The organism is Klebsiella sp. GN_Kp190, from assembly GCF_040061795.1.
Lineage (GTDB): Bacteria > Pseudomonadota > Gammaproteobacteria > Enterobacterales > Enterobacteriaceae > Klebsiella > Klebsiella michiganensis.
Genome location: NZ_JBEAFN010000007.1, coordinates 91,576 through 107,732 on the forward strand (window position 1 = coordinate 91,576; position 16,157 = coordinate 107,732).

Genomic DNA, 16,157 nt, shown 5'->3' on the forward strand with positions numbered 1-16,157 from the left:
CGATGTTTGCCTTTTTGAAATCCCCGCCCGCGGCTCCGCCGATTACCGACAAACCGGCGCTGGACGCGCGCTACCGCTACTGGCGTCGGCATATTCTGCTGACCATCTGGCTGGGCTATGCGCTGTTTTATTTTACGCGTAAAAGCTTTAACGCCGCCGTGCCGGAAATCCTCGCCAGCAACGTGCTGACGCGCAGCGATATCGGCCTGCTGGCAACGCTGTTCTACATCACCTACGGGCTGTCGAAATTTTTCTCCGGTATCGTCAGCGACCGCTCTAACGCCCGCTATTTTATGGGCATTGGTCTGGTCGCTACCGGCGTGGTGAATATTCTGTTTGGCTTTTCCACTTCGCTGTGGGCCTTCGCGCTGCTGTGGGCGCTGAACGCCTTCTTCCAGGGCTGGGGCTCGCCGGTGTGCGCCCGTCTGCTGACGACCTGGTATTCGCGCACCGAACGCGGCGGCTGGTGGGCGCTGTGGAATACGGCGCATAACGTCGGCGGGGCGCTGATCCCGATGGTGGTTGGCGCGGCGGCGCTGCACTACGGCTGGCGAACGGGGATGATGATTGCCGGCATGCTGGCGATCCTCGCCGGGCTGTTTCTCTGCTGGCGGCTGCGCGACCGGCCGCAGGCGGTAGGGCTGCCCGCCGTAGGCGACTGGCGGCACGATGAACTGGAGATTGCCCAGCAGCAGGAAGGGGCTGGCCTGACCCGTAAAGAGATCCTCACCAAATACGTGCTGCTGAATCCCTATATCTGGCTGCTCTCGCTGTGCTACGTGCTGGTGTACGTGGTGCGCGCGGCGATTAACGACTGGGGCAACCTGTATATGTCGGAAACGCTCGGCGTCGATCTGGTCACGGCGAATTCGGCGGTCACCATGTTCGAGGTGGGCGGCTTTATCGGCGCGCTGGTGGCGGGCTGGGGCTCGGATAAACTGTTTAACGGCAACCGCGGGCCGATGAACCTGATTTTCGCCGCCGGTATTTTGCTGTCGGTGGGCGGCCTCTGGCTGATGCCGTTCGCCAGCTACGTGATGCAGGCGGCCTGCTTCTTCACGACCGGCTTTTTCGTTTTTGGCCCACAGATGCTGATCGGCATGGCGGCGGCGGAGTGCTCGCACAAAGAGGCGGCGGGGGCGGCAACCGGCTTTGTTGGCCTGTTTGCCTATCTTGGCGCATCGCTCTCCGGCTGGCCGCTGGCGCAGGTGATGGAAATCTGGCACTGGAGCGGTTTTTTCGTGGTTATCGCCATTGCCGCCGGTATTTCCGCCCTGCTGCTGCTGCCGTTTTTAAACGCCCAGGCGCCGCGAGAAGCGTGACCCACTTCACCTTTCTTCGCCGAAGGGCGTAAAACTAAGAAATTTTCCCGGTTTCGCCTGGACGCTGTCTCAGGCGAGTCTCCCGGCTGATTTTTACAATGCCTGCCATTCGCAGGTACTAAATCAGCTCAGGAGTCACCCAATCATGCTGGCCTTCTTAAACCAGGTGCGTAAGCCAACCCTGGACCTGCCGCTCGAAGCGCGGCGCAAAATGTGGTTCAAACCGTTCATGCAGTCGTATCTGGTGGTTTTCATCGGCTATCTGACCATGTACCTGATCCGCAAAAACTTTAACATCGCGCAGAACGACATGATCTCCACCTACGGGTTGAGCATGACGCAGCTGGGGATGATCGGTCTCGGATTCTCAATCACCTACGGCGTGGGTAAAACGCTGGTTTCTTACTACGCAGACGGTAAGAACACCAAGCAGTTTCTACCGTTTATGCTGATCCTTTCGGCCATCTGTATGCTTGGCTTCAGCGCCAGCATGGGTGCAGGGTCGACCAGCCTGTTCCTGATGATCGCCTTCTACGCTCTGAGCGGCTTTTTCCAGAGCACCGGCGGCTCATGCAGCTATTCGACTATTACCAAGTGGACGCCTCGCCGTAAGCGCGGCACCTTCCTCGGCTTCTGGAATATTTCTCACAACCTCGGCGGCGCCGGCGCGGCGGGCGTAGCGCTGTTTGGCGCCAACTACCTGTTCGACGGCCACGTGATCGGGATGTTTATCTTCCCGTCGATTATCGCGCTGATCGTCGGTTTTATCGGCCTGCGCTTCGGCAGCGACTCCCCGGAATCCTACGGCCTCGGTAACGCCGAAGAGCTGTTTGGCGAAGAGATCAGCGAAGAGGATAAAGAGACGGAAGAAAACGCCATGACCAAATGGCAGATCTTCGTCGAGTACGTACTGAAGAACAAAGTCATCTGGCTGCTGTGCTTCTCCAACATCTTCCTGTACGTGGTGCGCATCGGTATCGACCAGTGGTCCACCGTTTACGCTTTCCAGGAGCTGAAGCTCTCCAAAGAGGTGGCGATTCAGGGCTTTACCCTGTTTGAAGTGGGCGCGCTGGTCGGCACGCTGCTGTGGGGCTGGCTGTCGGATCTGGCAAACGGTCGTCGCGCTCTGGTGGCCTGCATTGCGCTGGCGCTGATTATCGCCACGCTGGGGGTTTATCAGCACGCCAGTAACCAGTACGTTTATCTCGCCTCGCTGTTTGCGCTGGGCTTCCTGGTGTTTGGCCCGCAGCTGCTGATCGGCGTTGCCGCGGTAGGTTTCGTGCCGAAAAAGGCGATTGGCGCTGCCGACGGGATCAAGGGCACCTTCGCCTATCTGATCGGCGACAGCTTCGCCAAGCTGGGCCTCGGGATGATTGCCGACGGTACGCCGATTTTCGGCCTCACCGGCTGGGCGGGCACCTTTGCGGCGCTGGATGCGGCGGCGATTGGCTGCATCTGCCTGATGGCCATCGTCGCGGTATTTGAAGAACGTAAAATCCGCCGTCAGAAAAAGACGCAAACGTTGCAGACTGCCTGAGTCATTGGGTGTGAGTCACGTTGCCCGGCCTTTGCGCCGGGCTTTTTTATGCCTCTTGCCGGGCGGTTTGATGATAGCGAGACGGTGTCGCGATAAGTCACATTCTGGTACCTCCGGCAGTCGACAGCGGGCAATTTCCCATTATGATAGTGGGGCTGCGATTGAATGAGAGGATGCATGATCTGGTTAGGACTGGCCACGCTGATAGTGGTATTTGTTGTGGGATTTCGGGTGCTTACCTCTGATTCACGCCGTGCGATTCGCCGTCTGAGCGAACGGTTAGGCATTACGCCGGTACCGCTGGAATCGATGATCGATCAGCTGGGAAAAACCGCCGGCAACGAGTATCTGCGCTACCTGGAGCGGCCGAATGAAGCGCATTTGCAAAATGCCGCGCAGGTGCTGCTGATCTGGCAGGTCGCTATCGTCGACGGCAGCGAGCAGAACCTGCACTACTGGTATCGGTTGATGAAAAAGTCCCGCCTCGCGGCGCCGATTACCGAAGCGCAAATCCGCCTGGCACAAGGTTTTCTTCGCGAGCTGGAGCCGGAAGTGAGCGACCTACACACTTTGCAGGAGCGCTATAACGCGCTGTTTTTACCGGAGGATGGCGTCCACTGGCTGCACTGATATCACTTTCCGGTGCACTGTTGGCTTCGTTAAACGTCACGCCGACGAGGCCACCGGTGCATAAGTCATCGCAACAAAGCCATCATGCCAGTACCTCTAACCCATGTTTTTGCACGATGGTGAGTAATTTCAGTGCCAGCCCACCGGGGCGTTTTGCCCCGCTTTCCCATTTTTGGACCGTGGAAACGCTGGTGTTCAGATAGCGGGCAAAAACCGGCTGACTGACGTTGAGTTGGTCACGTAGAGCCTTAATTTCACCAGGTTGGAAATCGCTTACGCGGCTGATGCATGTTTCATCAAAGCTGCGCATTGTCTCCTGCGCGATCGCATCAACACTGTATAAACCTGCTGCAGCGCTATGGATAGCTTCAAAGGCGGGGCTTTTGAATTTAGTTTTTGCAGTCATGACAAATCTCCACCAATTCTTTTCTCTTAACCAATGCCGCCATTTTCTCCTCGCTGAGAAGGGAATAATGCCTGGCTAACTCACGGAACGCCGCGAGTTCTCGGTTATCGATATTGGCGATATCCTGTTTGGCGTATAAAAATGTGTAAAACCAATGCTCAGCGCCCTTTGCCAGAATAATTGCGCGATCGCGATTTTTATTGAGGCGTTTTTTGTAAACGCCGCCACCAAGGTTATCTGCTTTTCCCTGGAGAATGGCTTCAATCGCTTTGCAGAGTTCGCCATCATCAATCGCATGGGCCCGGGCTTCCCTGGTAAACCATTTCGTTTTAAAAACACGCATTGGCTGACATCCTGTAACCATAAATATAGCACCAAGTGCTATGTTATTTCTTCCTCTTACTGTTCTGAAATATCTAAAAACGTGATTTTCCGGTTATGCGAACAGCTACGCAGGTGCTTTGCAAGGCCTGAAAAGTTGTCAAAACGTTAAATTCGTCACATTTAAAATGTTACACTGCGCGGCTTCCCCGTGTTCAACCATGCAGGTAACTTATGACTCCTTCGAATGCCTCTACGCCACAGGCTCATCAGGCGGCGCGACCCAACTGGTCGGCGGTTTTTGCGGTGGCCTTCTGCGTGGCCTGCCTGATTACCGTTGAGTTCCTGCCGGTAAGCCTGCTGACGCCGATGGCGCAGGATTTAGGCATCTCCGAAGGGGTTGCCGGACAGTCGGTCACCACCACGGCGTTCGTGGCGATGTTTGCCAGCCTGTTTATCACCTCGATTATCCGCAGTACCGATCGCCGCTACGTGGTGATTCTGTTTTCGGTTCTGCTGACCCTTTCCTGCCTGCTGGTCTCTTTTGCTAACAGCTTTGCGTTATTGCTGCTCGGCCGCGCCTGCCTCGGGCTGGCGCTGGGCGGCTTTTGGGCGATGTCGGCGTCGCTCACCATGCGGCTGGTGCCGATGCGCGTGGTGCCCAAAGCCCTGTCGGTCATTTTTGGCGCGGTATCGATAGCGCTGGTGATCGCCGCGCCGCTGGGCAGCTTTCTCGGTGGGATTATCGGCTGGCGTAACGTCTTTAACGGCGCCGCGGTGATGGGGGGGGTCTGTACGATTTGGGTGCTGAAGGCGCTGCCGTCTCTGCCGGGCGAGTCGACCTCGGCGCAGCAAAATATGTTCGGCCTGCTAAAGCGCCCCGGCGTGATGGCCGGGATGTGCGCCATTTTTATGGCCTTCGCCGGCCAGTTCGCCTTCTTTACCTATATTCGCCCGGTGTATATGACGCTGGCGGGCTTTGACGTTGACGGCCTGACGCTGGTGCTGTTGAGCTTCGGCATCGCCAGCTTCGTCGGCACCTCGCTCTCTTCGATGCTGCTCAAAAGATCAGTGAAAGCGGCGCTGGCGGTTGCCCCGGTGGTGCTGGCCATCAGCGCGGCGGTGCTGGTACTGTGGGGGGAGAGTAAAATCGTGGCGTCGACGGTTGCCGTTATCTGGGGCTTTGCCTTCGCGTTGATACCGGTTGGCTGGTCAACGTGGATCACCCGCTCCCTGTCCGATCAGGCGGAGAAAGCCGGGTCGATTCAGGTGGCGGTGATCCAGCTGGCCAACACCTGCGGCGCCGCGGTTGGCGGCGTGGCGCTGGATCACCTTGGTCTGCTCTCGCCGCTGGTCCTCTCCGGTACGTTGATGCTGCTGACCGGCCTGCTGGTGGCGACGAAAGTACGAGTGTAATGGGGCCGCAGTCAGGCGAATCGTCAATAAAACTACGGGCGTTCGCCCTGCGCCAGACGACGGTTGATGTCGGCAATCACGCCCGGCAAATCCGCCAGCGTATCTACCACATAGTGCGCCCCGGCGGCGTACAGCTTCCCGGCGGCGTGCTCGCGGCGGGCGGCGATCTCTTCGGCGCTCATCTGCTGATATTCCTCCCAGCTGGCGCCGAATTCGTTACCGGAAACCGCCAGACCCACGCTCCACATTCCGGCGTTTAATCCTTCGGTAATGCCGGGAGCGGAATCATCAACCTTGACGCAGTGGGCTACCGAGTCGATGCCGAGGACAATGACGTTCTGTAACGCCATCCACGGGCCTGGCCGTCCCCCGACGGCGAGGTCGTCCGTCGCCACCCAGTGGTCAGGCGCATAGCCCTGAGCGGCGGCGGCCGGCGCCAGCTTTTCCATCACCGGACGCGGATAGCCGGAACAGGAGCCAATTTTTATGCCTTCGGCGCGCAGCGCGGCAATGGTGTCGACAACCCCGGCGATCGGCGCAGAAAAATCGACAACTTTGGCAATCTGCAGCGGCATAAAAGCAGCATAGATCGCGTCGATATCGGCAGCGTTCATCGCCCGGCCAAACTTCGCCTGCCAGCGGGCGTCCACGGCGGGCAGTTTCCCCAGCGCTTCAATATGCTGCCATTTGCCGAGACCCATCGGCACCCTGGCTTCTTCGAGCGTAATCTCCACGGCAAAAGCCTGACGGAAGGCCTCAACGAAAATCTGCGTCGGCGCGAAGGAGCCAAAGTCGACGGTGGTGCCTGCCCAATCAAGAATAACGGCGTTAATACGGTTCATGACGGTTCCTTAGCATTGCCAGTACATGGCGTTTTTGATGGCCGCCAGCAGGGCGGTGATGTCGGCGTCGTACACTTCGCCGATGTTGCCGATACGGAAGCAGTCGCTTTGCGACACCTTGCCCGGATAGATCACGAAACCCTGCTCTTTAAGCCGCTGGTAGAAATCCTTAAAGCGATACTGCGGCGCATCCGGGGAGTAAAACGCGGTGATGATCGGCGAGTGCAGGCTATCGTCGAGCAGCGGCTGAAAGCCTAGCGTACGCATTCCCGCCACCAGACGCCGCTGGTTCGTGCTGTAACGCTGATGACGTGCGCGCACGCCGCCTTCCTCCGCCAGCTCCTTCAGCGCCTGGGCAAAGGCCAGCACGGTATGGGTCGGTGAGGTGAAGCGCCACTTGCCGTGGTTATCCTCCATGCAGCGCCACTGGGCGTACAGATCCAGCGACAGCGAGCGCGAGCGGCCCTGGCAGTTTGCCAGTTCCGCCTCCCGGGCAATGACGAAGGCAAAGCCCGGCACACCCTGAATGCATTTGTTGGCGGAGCTGATCAGATAATCGATATTCAGGGCGGCGACGTCCATGGGAATGCCGCCGAAGCTGCTCATGGCATCGACGATGTAGCGTTTGTCGTAACGTTTCGCCAGCGCGGCGACCTCTTCGATCGGGTTGAGCATGCCGGTCGTGGTTTCGCTATGCACCATGGCGATATGGGTGATCGCCGGGTCGGTTTGCAGGATCCGTTCGATCGCCGCCGCGTCCGGCCGCGCCACTTCGCCGCAGTCGTAGGGATGGTGCGCAATGCACATCAGTTTCGCCATCTCGATCATGCGCGCGCCGTAGGCGCCGTTGCTGATAATCAGCACTTTCCCCTGCGCGCCGATCGCGCTACCGAGCACCGCTTCAACCGCGTAGCTGCCGCTGCCTTGCAGCAGCACTGAGGTGTAGCCGTTAGCGGGCGTCGCCAGTTCCACCAGCCGTTGGCGAATGACCTGAACGACGCCGAGATTGTAGTCGTCGTCCCAGGTACAGCTATCGAACAGCATCGCCTCTTTTACCGTACGGGAAGTGGTTAGCGGTCCGGGCGTCAGCAGCAGATAATTACGCGAAGTCATTGTTTTCACCATTTGGTCTATACCAGATGCTTTTTATAATGACGATCGTGCCCCGAAAAGGTCAAAGGGAAAGTAGCGCTGCAACAAAAAATTCATCTGGTTATGTATAATGAGCGCATCAAATTTGGCCGCGAGCGAACATGAAATCACCCTCTGGCGAGACGCCACAGTATCTGCTGATCAAGGCGCAGCTTCAGGCGCGTATTCAAAACGGCGCGTTGAAGAGCGGCGATAAGCTGCCGTCCGAGCGCGAGCTGTGCGCGCTGTTCAACACCACGCGTATTACGGTGCGTGAGAGCCTGGCGCAGCTTGAGTCCAGCGGCGTGATTTATCGCGCCGACCGCCGCGGCTGGTTTGTTACGCCGGAGCGCTTGTGGTTGGATCCGACGCAGAATACCAACTTCCACAAGCTGTGCCTGGAACAGGGACGAGAGCCGAAAACGGTACTGCTCGATGGGCGTCTGGCCGCCGTTCCGCTGGACGTTATGGCGCCGCTGGCGCTGCAGCCGTTCGACCAGATCTACCTGCTCACCCGACTGCGCCATGCTGACGGGCGGGCAATCTGCTACTGTGAAAATCACTGCCTGCCGGCCAGGGTTCCGGAGCTGCTGCGCCATGATTTAAACGGCAGCCTGACCGAAATTTATCAGACCCACTATGACCTGATATATACCAGTATGCATCTGTCGTTCTGGCCCACCTCAATGCCGCCCCAGGCCGCGGAAGCCCTGGGGGTGATGGAAGGGCGGCCGGCGCTGCTCTTGCGCCGCCTCAACTACGATCAGCACGGGCGAATTCTCGATTACGATATCGAGTACTGGCGCCACGACAGCCTGCGTATTGAAGTCGATACCCATTGATTTTATTGGTCCTGCCCGAGCGTTTTCCCGGGTTGCGGCTGGCGCCTTACCCGGGCTACGGGTTCACCGCCGTCTGCGGACGGGTAGCCCGGACAGGCGCGTCAAGCGCCGCCTCCGGGATAAGCCCAGGTATTGAATGCGTGTGCGCCGGGCGTCCCGGTGGCGCTGCGCTGACCGGGCTACGGGTTCACCGCTGGCTGCGGACGAGTAGCCCGGAAAGGCGCGTTAAGCGCCGCCTCCGGGAGGGAGTCTTCTGCTCCGGCGTCATCCTTTCGCCACACTTCATTCATCGTTTTGTCATAAACCCCGGGTAGCGTGAAAAACAATCTGGTCTACACCAGAATGGCTAACTACCCGATGAGGCATATACGATGAAACTCTCCCGACTTGCCCTGCTGTCCCTGTTCGCGCTGACCAGCTCTCCGGTCTGGGCAGATGGCATCGTCACGGTTTACTCCGCTGACGGCCTGCACGATGGTGATAACAGCTGGTACCAGCACCAGTTCGCCGCTTTCACCAAAGCAACGGGCATCAAGGTGCAGTACGTGGAAGGCGGTTCCGGGGCGATTGTTGAACGCCTGGCAAAAGAGCGCACCAACCCTCAGGCCGATGTGCTGGTGACGGTGCCGCCGTTTATCCAGCGTGCCGCGAAAGAACAGCTGTTGGCCGAATTTCAGCCGCAGGACAGCGCCCGGATCCCGGGCGTACACGACCGCTACTCGCCGCTGGTGAATAACTATCTGACCTTTATCTATAACAGTAAGCTGCTGAAAACCGCGCCGGCCAGCTGGCAGGATTTGCTCGATAGCCGCTTCAGGAACAAACTGCAGTACTCGACGCCGGGGCAGGCGGGTGACGGTACGGCGGTCATGCTACAGGCGTTTCACAGCATGGGGAGCAAAGAGGCGGGGTTCGATTATCTCGGTAAGCTCCAGGCCAATAACGTTGGTCCGTCTGCTTCCACCGGTAAGTTGACCGCGCTGGTCAATAAAGGCGAGCTGTACATCGCTAACGGCGATCTGCAAATGAACCTGTCGCAGATGGCGCGTAACCCGAATGTGCAAATCTTCTGGCCAGCGGACGCGCAAGGCGAACGCAGCGCGCTGGCGCTGCCCTATACCATCGGCCTGGTGCAGAACGGTCCGAACGGCGAAAACGGTAAAAAGCTGATTAACTTCCTGCTCGATAAATCCGCTCAGTCCAGCGTCAGCGCGCTCTCCTGGGGTCTGCCGGTGCGCAGCGACGTGACGCCGGAAGACGCTAACTTTAAAGCGGCGAAAGCGGCGCTTAACGGCGTGAAAAGCTGGGAACCCAACTGGGACGACGTTGCGGTTTCGCTGTCGGCGGATATTGCCCGCTGGCATAAAGTGACGGACAGCGAGTAAGCGTGATGTTAATGAAAACGACCGTTGCCCCCACCCCGTCGCTGGCGGGGACGTCCGGAATTACTCTCGACGCGCTGCGCGTTTCTTATCACGGCAACGTGGTGCTGAAGCCGCTGACATTAACCATTGAACCCGGTGAGGTGCTGGCGCTGATCGGCCCTTCGGGATCCGGGAAAACCACGGTGCTGCGGGCGATAGCCGGTTTTGTGCAGCCTGCCGGTGGTCGAATTTTGCTTGGCGACACGGATATTACCCACCTGCCGCCGTATCAACGCGGCCTTGGTATGGTGGTTCAAAACTACGCCCTGTTTCCGCACATGAAGGTAGAAGATAACGTCGCCTTCGGCCTGCGGGCGCAGAAGCAGCCCAAAGCGCAGATCGCTGAACGGGTTCAGGAAGCCCTGAAAATCGTCGGCATGGCGGATTACGCCAGCCGCTATCCGCACCAGCTTTCCGGCGGCCAGCAGCAGCGCGTCGCGATTGCCCGCGCCATCGCCGTGCGTCCGCGGGTATTGCTGCTTGATGAGCCGCTCTCGGCGCTGGATGCGCAAATCCGTCACAACATGGTGGAGGAAATTGCCCGTCTGCACCGCGAACTGCCGGAGCTGACCATTCTCTACGTCACCCACGATCAGACCGAAGCCCTGACCCTTGCGGACAAGATTGGCATCATGAAAGACGGCTCGCTCATTGCCCACGGCGAAACCCATCAGCTTTACCACTATCCGCCTAATCGTTTTAGCGCTGAGTTTCTCGGACGTGCCAATATCCTGCAGGCGACGGCGCTGACAGATACCGCGGGACCTGGCCTGGTCAGCGTCAGCTGCGGCGGCGGATTGATCGCCGCGTTCAGCCGCGGCGGCCAGCATGGCAACAATAAGCTGCTGTGTATTCGCCCGCAGCATATGAGTCTCGCGCCGCGATCGGCCACCAGCAACCGGCTGAACGCCATCCTGACCTCCGTGCACTGGCAGGGCGATTTGACCCATCTGCTATGCGACGTGGCGGGGGAGGCGGTGCGTATCGTGATGACCCACGTGAATCCGCTGCCGCGTGCGGGCGACAGGCTGGCGCTCTATTTTGAACCCAACGATGCGGTCCTGATTGAGGTGTCATAATGTCGCAGATCTTAACGCTCCCGCGTCGCTCTGTTCATCTGCGGCCCTTACTGTGGCTGCTGCCGCCGCTGCTGGTGCTGGCGACCCTGTTTTTCTACCCGCTGCTGCTCATCGGCGAACAGGCGCTGCGCGATACCGAGGGCCACCTGGGCCTCGAAACCTTCTGGCAGGTGGTGGAGTCCCGGCGCTTTCTCAGCGCATTGCTCAATACCTTGCAAATCGCGGTTATCGCGACATCAGGCTGCCTGCTGCTCGGCAGCGTACTGGGGCTGATTCTGGTGTTTATCCCGTTTCCCGGTAGCCAGCTGATTAGCCGGATAATTGATACCTTTATTGCGCTGCCGACCTTTCTCATCACCCTGGCTTTCACCTTTATTTACGGCTCCGCCGGTCTGCTGAACGGGACGCTGATGTCGCTGTTTGCTTTTGAACTGCCGCCGGTGGATTTTCTCTATTCGATTCAGGGGGTCATACTGGCGGAAATGACCGTCTTCACCCCTCTGGTGATGCGCCCGCTGATGGCCGGGCTGCGGCAGATTGATAAAAGCCAGCTTGAAGCGGCGAGCATCCTCGGCGCGCATCCGCTGCGGGTCATCGGCCAGGTGATTTTTCCGGCGGTGCTGCCGGCGCTAATGGCGGGCGGCAGCCTGTGTCTGCTGTTGACCACCAACGAGTTCGGCATCGTGCTGTTTATCGGTGCCAAAGGGGTAAATACTCTACCGATGATGGTCTACAGCAAGGCTATTCTCGAGTCGGACTACAGCGTCGCCTGCATGATTGCGCTGATTAATATTCTGCTGTCGCTGGGGCTGTTTATGCTCTATCGGCTGGCCGCCGCGCGTACCGGCGTGAGGAGCTAACGATGTTGATTTGGTCGCGTAAAGGCCGTACGGCGGCGGGAGCGCTGGCGGTGACGCTGTTTGCCGGGTTTTTCTTCCTGCCGCTGGCGGTGATTTTGATGTCCAGCCTGAGCCAGCAGTGGAACGGCCTGCTGCCGTCCGGCTTTACCCTCGGACACTTTGTTAACGCGTTTCGCGGCGCCGCGTGGGATGCGCTCTTTTCCAGTCTGATGGTCGGGTTTTGCGCCAGCCTGTTCGCTCTGCTGTGCGGCATGTGGGCTGCGCTGTCCCTGCGGCAGTACGGTGCGAAGCTGCAAAAATACCTTGGGCTGATGTTCTATCTGCCAAGCGCCATCCCATCCGTTTCTGTGGGTCTTGGCATTCTGGTGGCCTTCAGCCAGGGACCGCTGCAGATGAACGGCACCTTTTGGATCGTTCTGGCGGCGCACTTCGTGCTGATTTCCGCGTTTACCTTCAGCAACGTTTCCACCGGTCTGGCGCGGATTTCCGCCGATATTGAAAACGTCGCCTCCAGCCTCGGGGCATCGCCGTGGTATCGTCTGCGCCACGTCACGCTGCCGCTGATGACGCCATGGATGATTTCGGCACTGGCGTTAAGCCTGTCGCTATCGATGGGGGAGCTGGGCGCGACGGTGATGATCTACCCGCCGGGCTGGACAACGCTGCCGGTGACGATTTTTAGCCTGACCGATCGCGGCAATATTGCCGATGGTTCGGCGCTGACCATCGTGCTGGTGGGCGTCACGCTGCTGCTGATGATTAAGCTTGAACGCATCGCCCGCCGGATGAGCCAGAGGTAATCTCCGGCTCCTTTTGCAAACCGCCTAAGCCAGTGGTAGCCGGGGTAAGGCGTTACGCCGCAACCCGGGGAATGCGCCGGGATGAATATATCGATGCGGCTTCTTCCCGGCTCGCGCTGCGCTTAGCCGGGCTACAGGTTACGATCTGATAGCCCGGATCGGGCTCTGACGCCGCGACCCGGGATGGTTTCACTCTCTTAGAACCACGCCTCAAACATGCCGCCGACGTTCAGCGAATCCAGCTGCTCGTCTTTGGTGCCGTTAACCTTCGCGGTGCGCTTGTTATCCACCTGGCCGCCGGTCACGTAGAAGCGCAGCATCGGGCGGAACTCCGGCCCCATACCGATGGCGATATTCTGCGACAGCGTCAGCTTCCAGCCGTGGTTATCGCCACCCTGGTCGTAATCGACGCGCTGGTAGCCCGCTTCCAGCCAGGTGGAGTGCACATCGTTCCAGAAGTACATCGGACGGACAATGGCGCCGTAGTTTTTACGGTTATCGGTGTTGTCCTTGCCGTTGTCATAGTCGTGGAAGGCCAGCAGATATTCGAGCTGCGCCTGCTGGGTGAATTTATGCAGCCCTTCAAAGCTGGCGTAAATCGCGGTCAGGTCATCGGTTTTGTTGTAGACGCTGTTATCCGAGTTATCGGAGTAGCGCAGGATCACTTTATTGACGCCGCTGTCGTTGGTGTGGCTGAGCACCAGCCCGCCCTGCCAGGCGTCGAGACGTTCGTCGCTGTCCACCGCTTTCGAATCGAAACCGTAGTTGGCGTAAACCTCAACGTCGATCGGCCCGGCCTTGATGTTGTGGGTTTTGGTGGTCAGGGCGTAGTGGCCGTTATCGCCGGTACCGGAGCCGCCGGTACAGGTGATGCGCGACGGGTTGGCCTCGTCGGCCATCACTTCCGGGCTACAGGACTCCACCTGCGACACTCCCGCCACGTCAAACTGCACGCCGCCGATATCAAAGTTCTTCACCCCGGCGCCCTGGCCGTCGTGGTTCATCCAGAAGTAGTCGTTGATCCCCTGTTGCGGGCGCTGATGGAAGTCGCGGCCGGCCCAGATATAGGCGTTGGGGTTAGACTCCAGCACGTTGGTGACGCCGACGTAGGCTTTTTTCAGGTTAACTTCATCGCTCCAGTGGTCAAACATGACGTTGATATCCCAGATAGCGCCTTTACTGCTCTTGAAGGCTTTGGTTATCTGGAATTCGCCGCCGTTGCCTTCGTTGCCTAAACGGCCGATCGCCGAAGCGCCGTTATAGGAGCCATCCACGCCGACAAACTTCTGATCGCCGGTCTGGAACTGCGCGCCGTAGCGGGCGTAGCCGCTGAACTTCAGGCCGAAGGGGATCGCCATATCCGGCGTGGCCGCGGTGGTCTGCGGGTTGGTGATAACATCCACTTTTTTATCAGCCGCGGCGTCGATTTTCGCCTGGCGTTCGGCCAGGGCTTTATCGACGGCTTTCGCCACAATGGCGTCGATCTGTTCTTGAGTAAATTCTTGTGCGAATACGGAAATTGGGCACAGCGCGGCGACGACCGCCATGGTTAATGGCAGCATTTTTACAGTTTTCATCATTATCTCGCTTTTAATAATTTATATATATCCTAAATAGTTCGAGTTGCAGGAAGGCGGCAAGGGAGTGAATCCCGATGAGCTTACTTTGGTAAGTGATTCGGGTAAGCGAGCGCAGCCAACGTACATGCAGCTTGAAATATGACGGATATATTTAGATAATAGCTATCCCGCCAGGATAAGCTGGTATATTTAGTTCGGGTACAGTTGCTAAATATTGATATAAATTAACGCTGGTATAAATGAATTAACTCTTCCGAAAATTCACGGGCGAGCAGTGAATTCATTAAGTGATCCTGAGCATGGACCATAATTAACGTCATCTGCTGGCGCGCTTCGCCAGCGTCCTGCTCGATAAGCCGGGTCTGCATCTGGTGCGCCCGGCGGGCGTAGCCATCGGCTTCATTCAGAAGCAAGCGCGCTTCATCTATATTACCGTTGCGGGCGCAATGGAGCGCTTCAAAACATAATGAGCGTGACTGGCCCGCATTAACGATAATTTCCATTACCGCATCTTCTAATTCAATCATGATAGATCCTGAGGTCATTAACTTTATTCTTTAAATAATGCAGTGAAAGTCCCTTTTCCACATTATTTATGCCGTCATTTTAAATATAATATTAAATATAGAGATTAATTATTGGCTGACCGTTTCGGCAACCGGCACTGCGGCTTTTGCTTTTTCAACTTCAGTTTTCATTAACGAGCGTTCATAGGCGCGCAGGAAGGGTAGGTAGATTACCGCCGACATCACCATGCAAATTAAACACATCACCACCGGGCTTAGCGTCCAGTTTGCAGCCCATGATGCGCCGATAGGCGCCGGCGTCGTCCACGGCGTCAGCGAAACGACCTGGCTGAGCCAGCCGAGGCGCGTCGCCCCGTAAGCCAGAACGGCGTTAATCATCGGCACAAAGACGAACGGGATAAACATCATCGGGTTCATGATAATCGGCGCGCCGAACAGAATCGGTTCATTGATATTAAAGAAGCTCGGTACGATACCCATTTTGCCAATGGTGCGCAGGTGGGTGACGCGGCTACGCAGCAGCAGGAACGCCAGCGGAAGCGTGGAGCCGACGCCGCCAATCAGCAGGTAGTGGTCCCAGAAACCCTGCAGATAGACATGCGGCAGAGCCGCACCGGCCGCCAGCGCTGCCTGGTTCGCCGACAGGTTGGCCATCCAGAAGGGGTTCATAATGCCGGTCACGATCAGCGAGCCGTGGATCCCGGCGAACCAGAAGATCTGGCACATCAGGACGGAAAGCAGAATCGCCGGCAGGGAGTCAGAGGCGGAAACCAGAGGCTCCAGCAGATGCATAATCGCCTGCGGCAGGATCATACCGGTCTGCGCTTCGATAAACAGATTCAGCGGATGCAGGGTCGCGATCACCACCAGCACCGGGATAAGGATTTCAAACGAACGCGCAACGCCGGTCGGCACTTCTTTCGGCAGGCGAATCGTAATGTTGTTCTGCTTTAGCCAGGCGTAAACGCGAGTGGAATAGATGGCGGTGATCAAGGCGGTAAAAATACCCTGACCAGAGAGGTACTGGGTGGAGATTTTGCCATCGGCGTACGGCGCGGCAACCAGTAAGAAAGCCATAAACGCCAGCAGACCGGACATCACCGGGTCGAGCTGGAACTGGCGTCCCAGGCTGGCGCCGATCCCCACCGAAATAAAGAACGTCATCACGCCCATGCTGAGGTTAAACGGCAGCATCAGCTGTTCGCGATACTGCTGGGAGAAATCCAGCCAGCCGCGGGCGAAACCGTTAGTGGTATCCGGGGAAAAAGGCGGAAAGATAAATACCAGCATGAATGAGCCGATGATCATAAACGGCAATGCGGCAGTGAAACCATCGCGAATCGCGATAACGTATTTCTGCTGCCCAAGACGTCCTGCCAGCGGGGTAATTGATTGCTCGATCGCGGCAATCATGGACTGATACAGAGAACTCATTTGCAC

At 58.0% G+C, this 16,157-nt stretch carries 16 protein-coding genes; 9 read left to right on the forward strand and 7 right to left on the reverse strand.

Features of this window, described 5'->3' with window-relative positions; all coding sequences use genetic code 11:
- The first annotated feature begins 2 nt into the window (after positions 1–2).
- From ABLU67_RS05340 to ABLU67_RS05350, 3 genes are all read left to right on the forward strand, one after another.
- Positions 3–1,322, forward strand: coding sequence for an MFS transporter (locus ABLU67_RS05340; RefSeq protein WP_014227316.1), 1,320 nt, complete (start codon positions 3–5; stop codon positions 1,320–1,322).
- Between the two features lie 145 nt (positions 1,323–1,467).
- Complete coding sequence (uhpT, locus tag ABLU67_RS05345; RefSeq protein WP_004107098.1) at positions 1,468–2,859, forward strand: hexose-6-phosphate:phosphate antiporter; 1,392 nt, start codon at positions 1,468–1,470, stop codon at positions 2,857–2,859.
- A 177-nt stretch (positions 2,860–3,036) separates the two neighbouring features.
- The gene (locus ABLU67_RS05350; protein WP_301719168.1) at positions 3,037–3,489 is read left to right on the forward strand and encodes a DUF1198 domain-containing protein; all 453 of its coding nucleotides are present in this window, start codon (positions 3,037–3,039) and stop codon (positions 3,487–3,489) included.
- 82 nt (positions 3,490–3,571) lie between these two features.
- On the opposite strand, the gene ABLU67_RS05355 is transcribed toward ABLU67_RS05350, so the two are convergent.
- Together ABLU67_RS05355 and ABLU67_RS05360 are read right to left on the reverse strand one after the other, a co-directional pair.
- Complete coding sequence (locus ABLU67_RS05355; RefSeq protein WP_004126838.1) at positions 3,572–3,895, reverse strand: DNA-binding transcriptional regulator; 324 nt, start codon at positions 3,893–3,895, stop codon at positions 3,572–3,574.
- The gene (locus ABLU67_RS05360; protein ID WP_004855621.1) at positions 3,879–4,238 is read right to left on the reverse strand and encodes a type II toxin-antitoxin system RelE/ParE family toxin; all 360 of its coding nucleotides are present in this window, start codon (positions 4,236–4,238) and stop codon (positions 3,879–3,881) included. Before ABLU67_RS05360 ends, ABLU67_RS05355 begins: the two co-directional genes overlap by 17 nt.
- 212 nt (positions 4,239–4,450) lie before the next feature.
- On the opposite strand from ABLU67_RS05360, the gene nepI reads away from it, so the two are divergent.
- Entirely contained in the window at positions 4,451–5,632 is a 1,182-nt protein-coding gene (gene nepI, locus ABLU67_RS05365; protein ID WP_014839841.1) for a purine ribonucleoside efflux pump NepI, read from the forward strand.
- Between the two features lie 32 nt (positions 5,633–5,664).
- On the opposite strand, the gene phnX is transcribed toward nepI, so the two are convergent.
- Together phnX and phnW are read right to left on the reverse strand one after the other, a co-directional pair.
- The gene (phnX, locus tag ABLU67_RS05370; RefSeq protein ID WP_004855618.1) at positions 5,665–6,474 is read right to left on the reverse strand and encodes a phosphonoacetaldehyde hydrolase; all 810 of its coding nucleotides are present in this window, start codon (positions 6,472–6,474) and stop codon (positions 5,665–5,667) included.
- 9 nt (positions 6,475–6,483) lie between these two features.
- The gene (gene phnW, locus ABLU67_RS05375; RefSeq protein WP_048262986.1) at positions 6,484–7,587 is read right to left on the reverse strand and encodes a 2-aminoethylphosphonate--pyruvate transaminase; all 1,104 of its coding nucleotides are present in this window, start codon (positions 7,585–7,587) and stop codon (positions 6,484–6,486) included.
- A 140-nt stretch (positions 7,588–7,727) separates the two neighbouring features.
- Here phnW and phnR point away from each other — a divergent pair, with 140 nt between their 5' ends.
- The 5 genes from phnR (at position 7,728) to phnV (ending at position 12,610) form a co-directional block, all read left to right on the forward strand.
- Positions 7,728–8,447 (forward strand): phosphonate utilization transcriptional regulator PhnR, encoded by a 720-nt coding sequence (phnR, locus tag ABLU67_RS05380; protein ID WP_009653851.1) that lies wholly within the window; start codon positions 7,728–7,730, stop codon positions 8,445–8,447.
- Positions 8,448–8,818: 371 nt separating this feature from the next.
- On the forward strand, positions 8,819–9,832 hold the full coding sequence (phnS, locus tag ABLU67_RS05385) for a 2-aminoethylphosphonate ABC transporter substrate-binding protein (protein ID WP_014227308.1): 1,014 nt from the start codon (positions 8,819–8,821) through the stop codon (positions 9,830–9,832).
- Between the two features lie 5 nt (positions 9,833–9,837).
- Positions 9,838–10,950, forward strand: coding sequence for a 2-aminoethylphosphonate ABC transport system ATP-binding subunit PhnT (gene phnT, locus ABLU67_RS05390; RefSeq protein ID WP_014227307.1), 1,113 nt, complete (start codon positions 9,838–9,840; stop codon positions 10,948–10,950).
- The gene (phnU, locus tag ABLU67_RS05395) at positions 10,950–11,810 is read left to right on the forward strand and encodes a 2-aminoethylphosphonate ABC transporter permease subunit (RefSeq protein WP_148849644.1); all 861 of its coding nucleotides are present in this window, start codon (positions 10,950–10,952) and stop codon (positions 11,808–11,810) included. Before phnT ends, phnU begins: the two co-directional genes overlap by 1 nt.
- Before the next feature lie 2 nt (positions 11,811–11,812).
- Complete coding sequence (phnV, locus tag ABLU67_RS05400; RefSeq protein WP_025107577.1) at positions 11,813–12,610, forward strand: 2-aminoethylphosphonate ABC transport system, membrane component PhnV; 798 nt, start codon at positions 11,813–11,815, stop codon at positions 12,608–12,610.
- A gap of 197 nt (positions 12,611–12,807) precedes the next feature.
- On the opposite strand, the gene ABLU67_RS05405 is transcribed toward phnV, so the two are convergent.
- From ABLU67_RS05405 to ABLU67_RS05415, 3 genes are all read right to left on the reverse strand, one after another.
- The gene (locus ABLU67_RS05405; protein WP_048262984.1) at positions 12,808–14,187 is read right to left on the reverse strand and encodes a carbohydrate porin; all 1,380 of its coding nucleotides are present in this window, start codon (positions 14,185–14,187) and stop codon (positions 12,808–12,810) included.
- A gap of 227 nt (positions 14,188–14,414) precedes the next feature.
- On the reverse strand, positions 14,415–14,717 hold the full coding sequence (locus ABLU67_RS05410) for a PTS lactose/cellobiose transporter subunit IIA (RefSeq protein ID WP_032751827.1): 303 nt from the start codon (positions 14,715–14,717) through the stop codon (positions 14,415–14,417).
- Between the two features lie 108 nt (positions 14,718–14,825).
- Complete coding sequence (locus ABLU67_RS05415) at positions 14,826–16,151, reverse strand: PTS transporter subunit EIIC (protein WP_014227305.1); 1,326 nt, start codon at positions 16,149–16,151, stop codon at positions 14,826–14,828.
- Between the last annotated feature and the right edge of the window lie 6 nt (positions 16,152–16,157).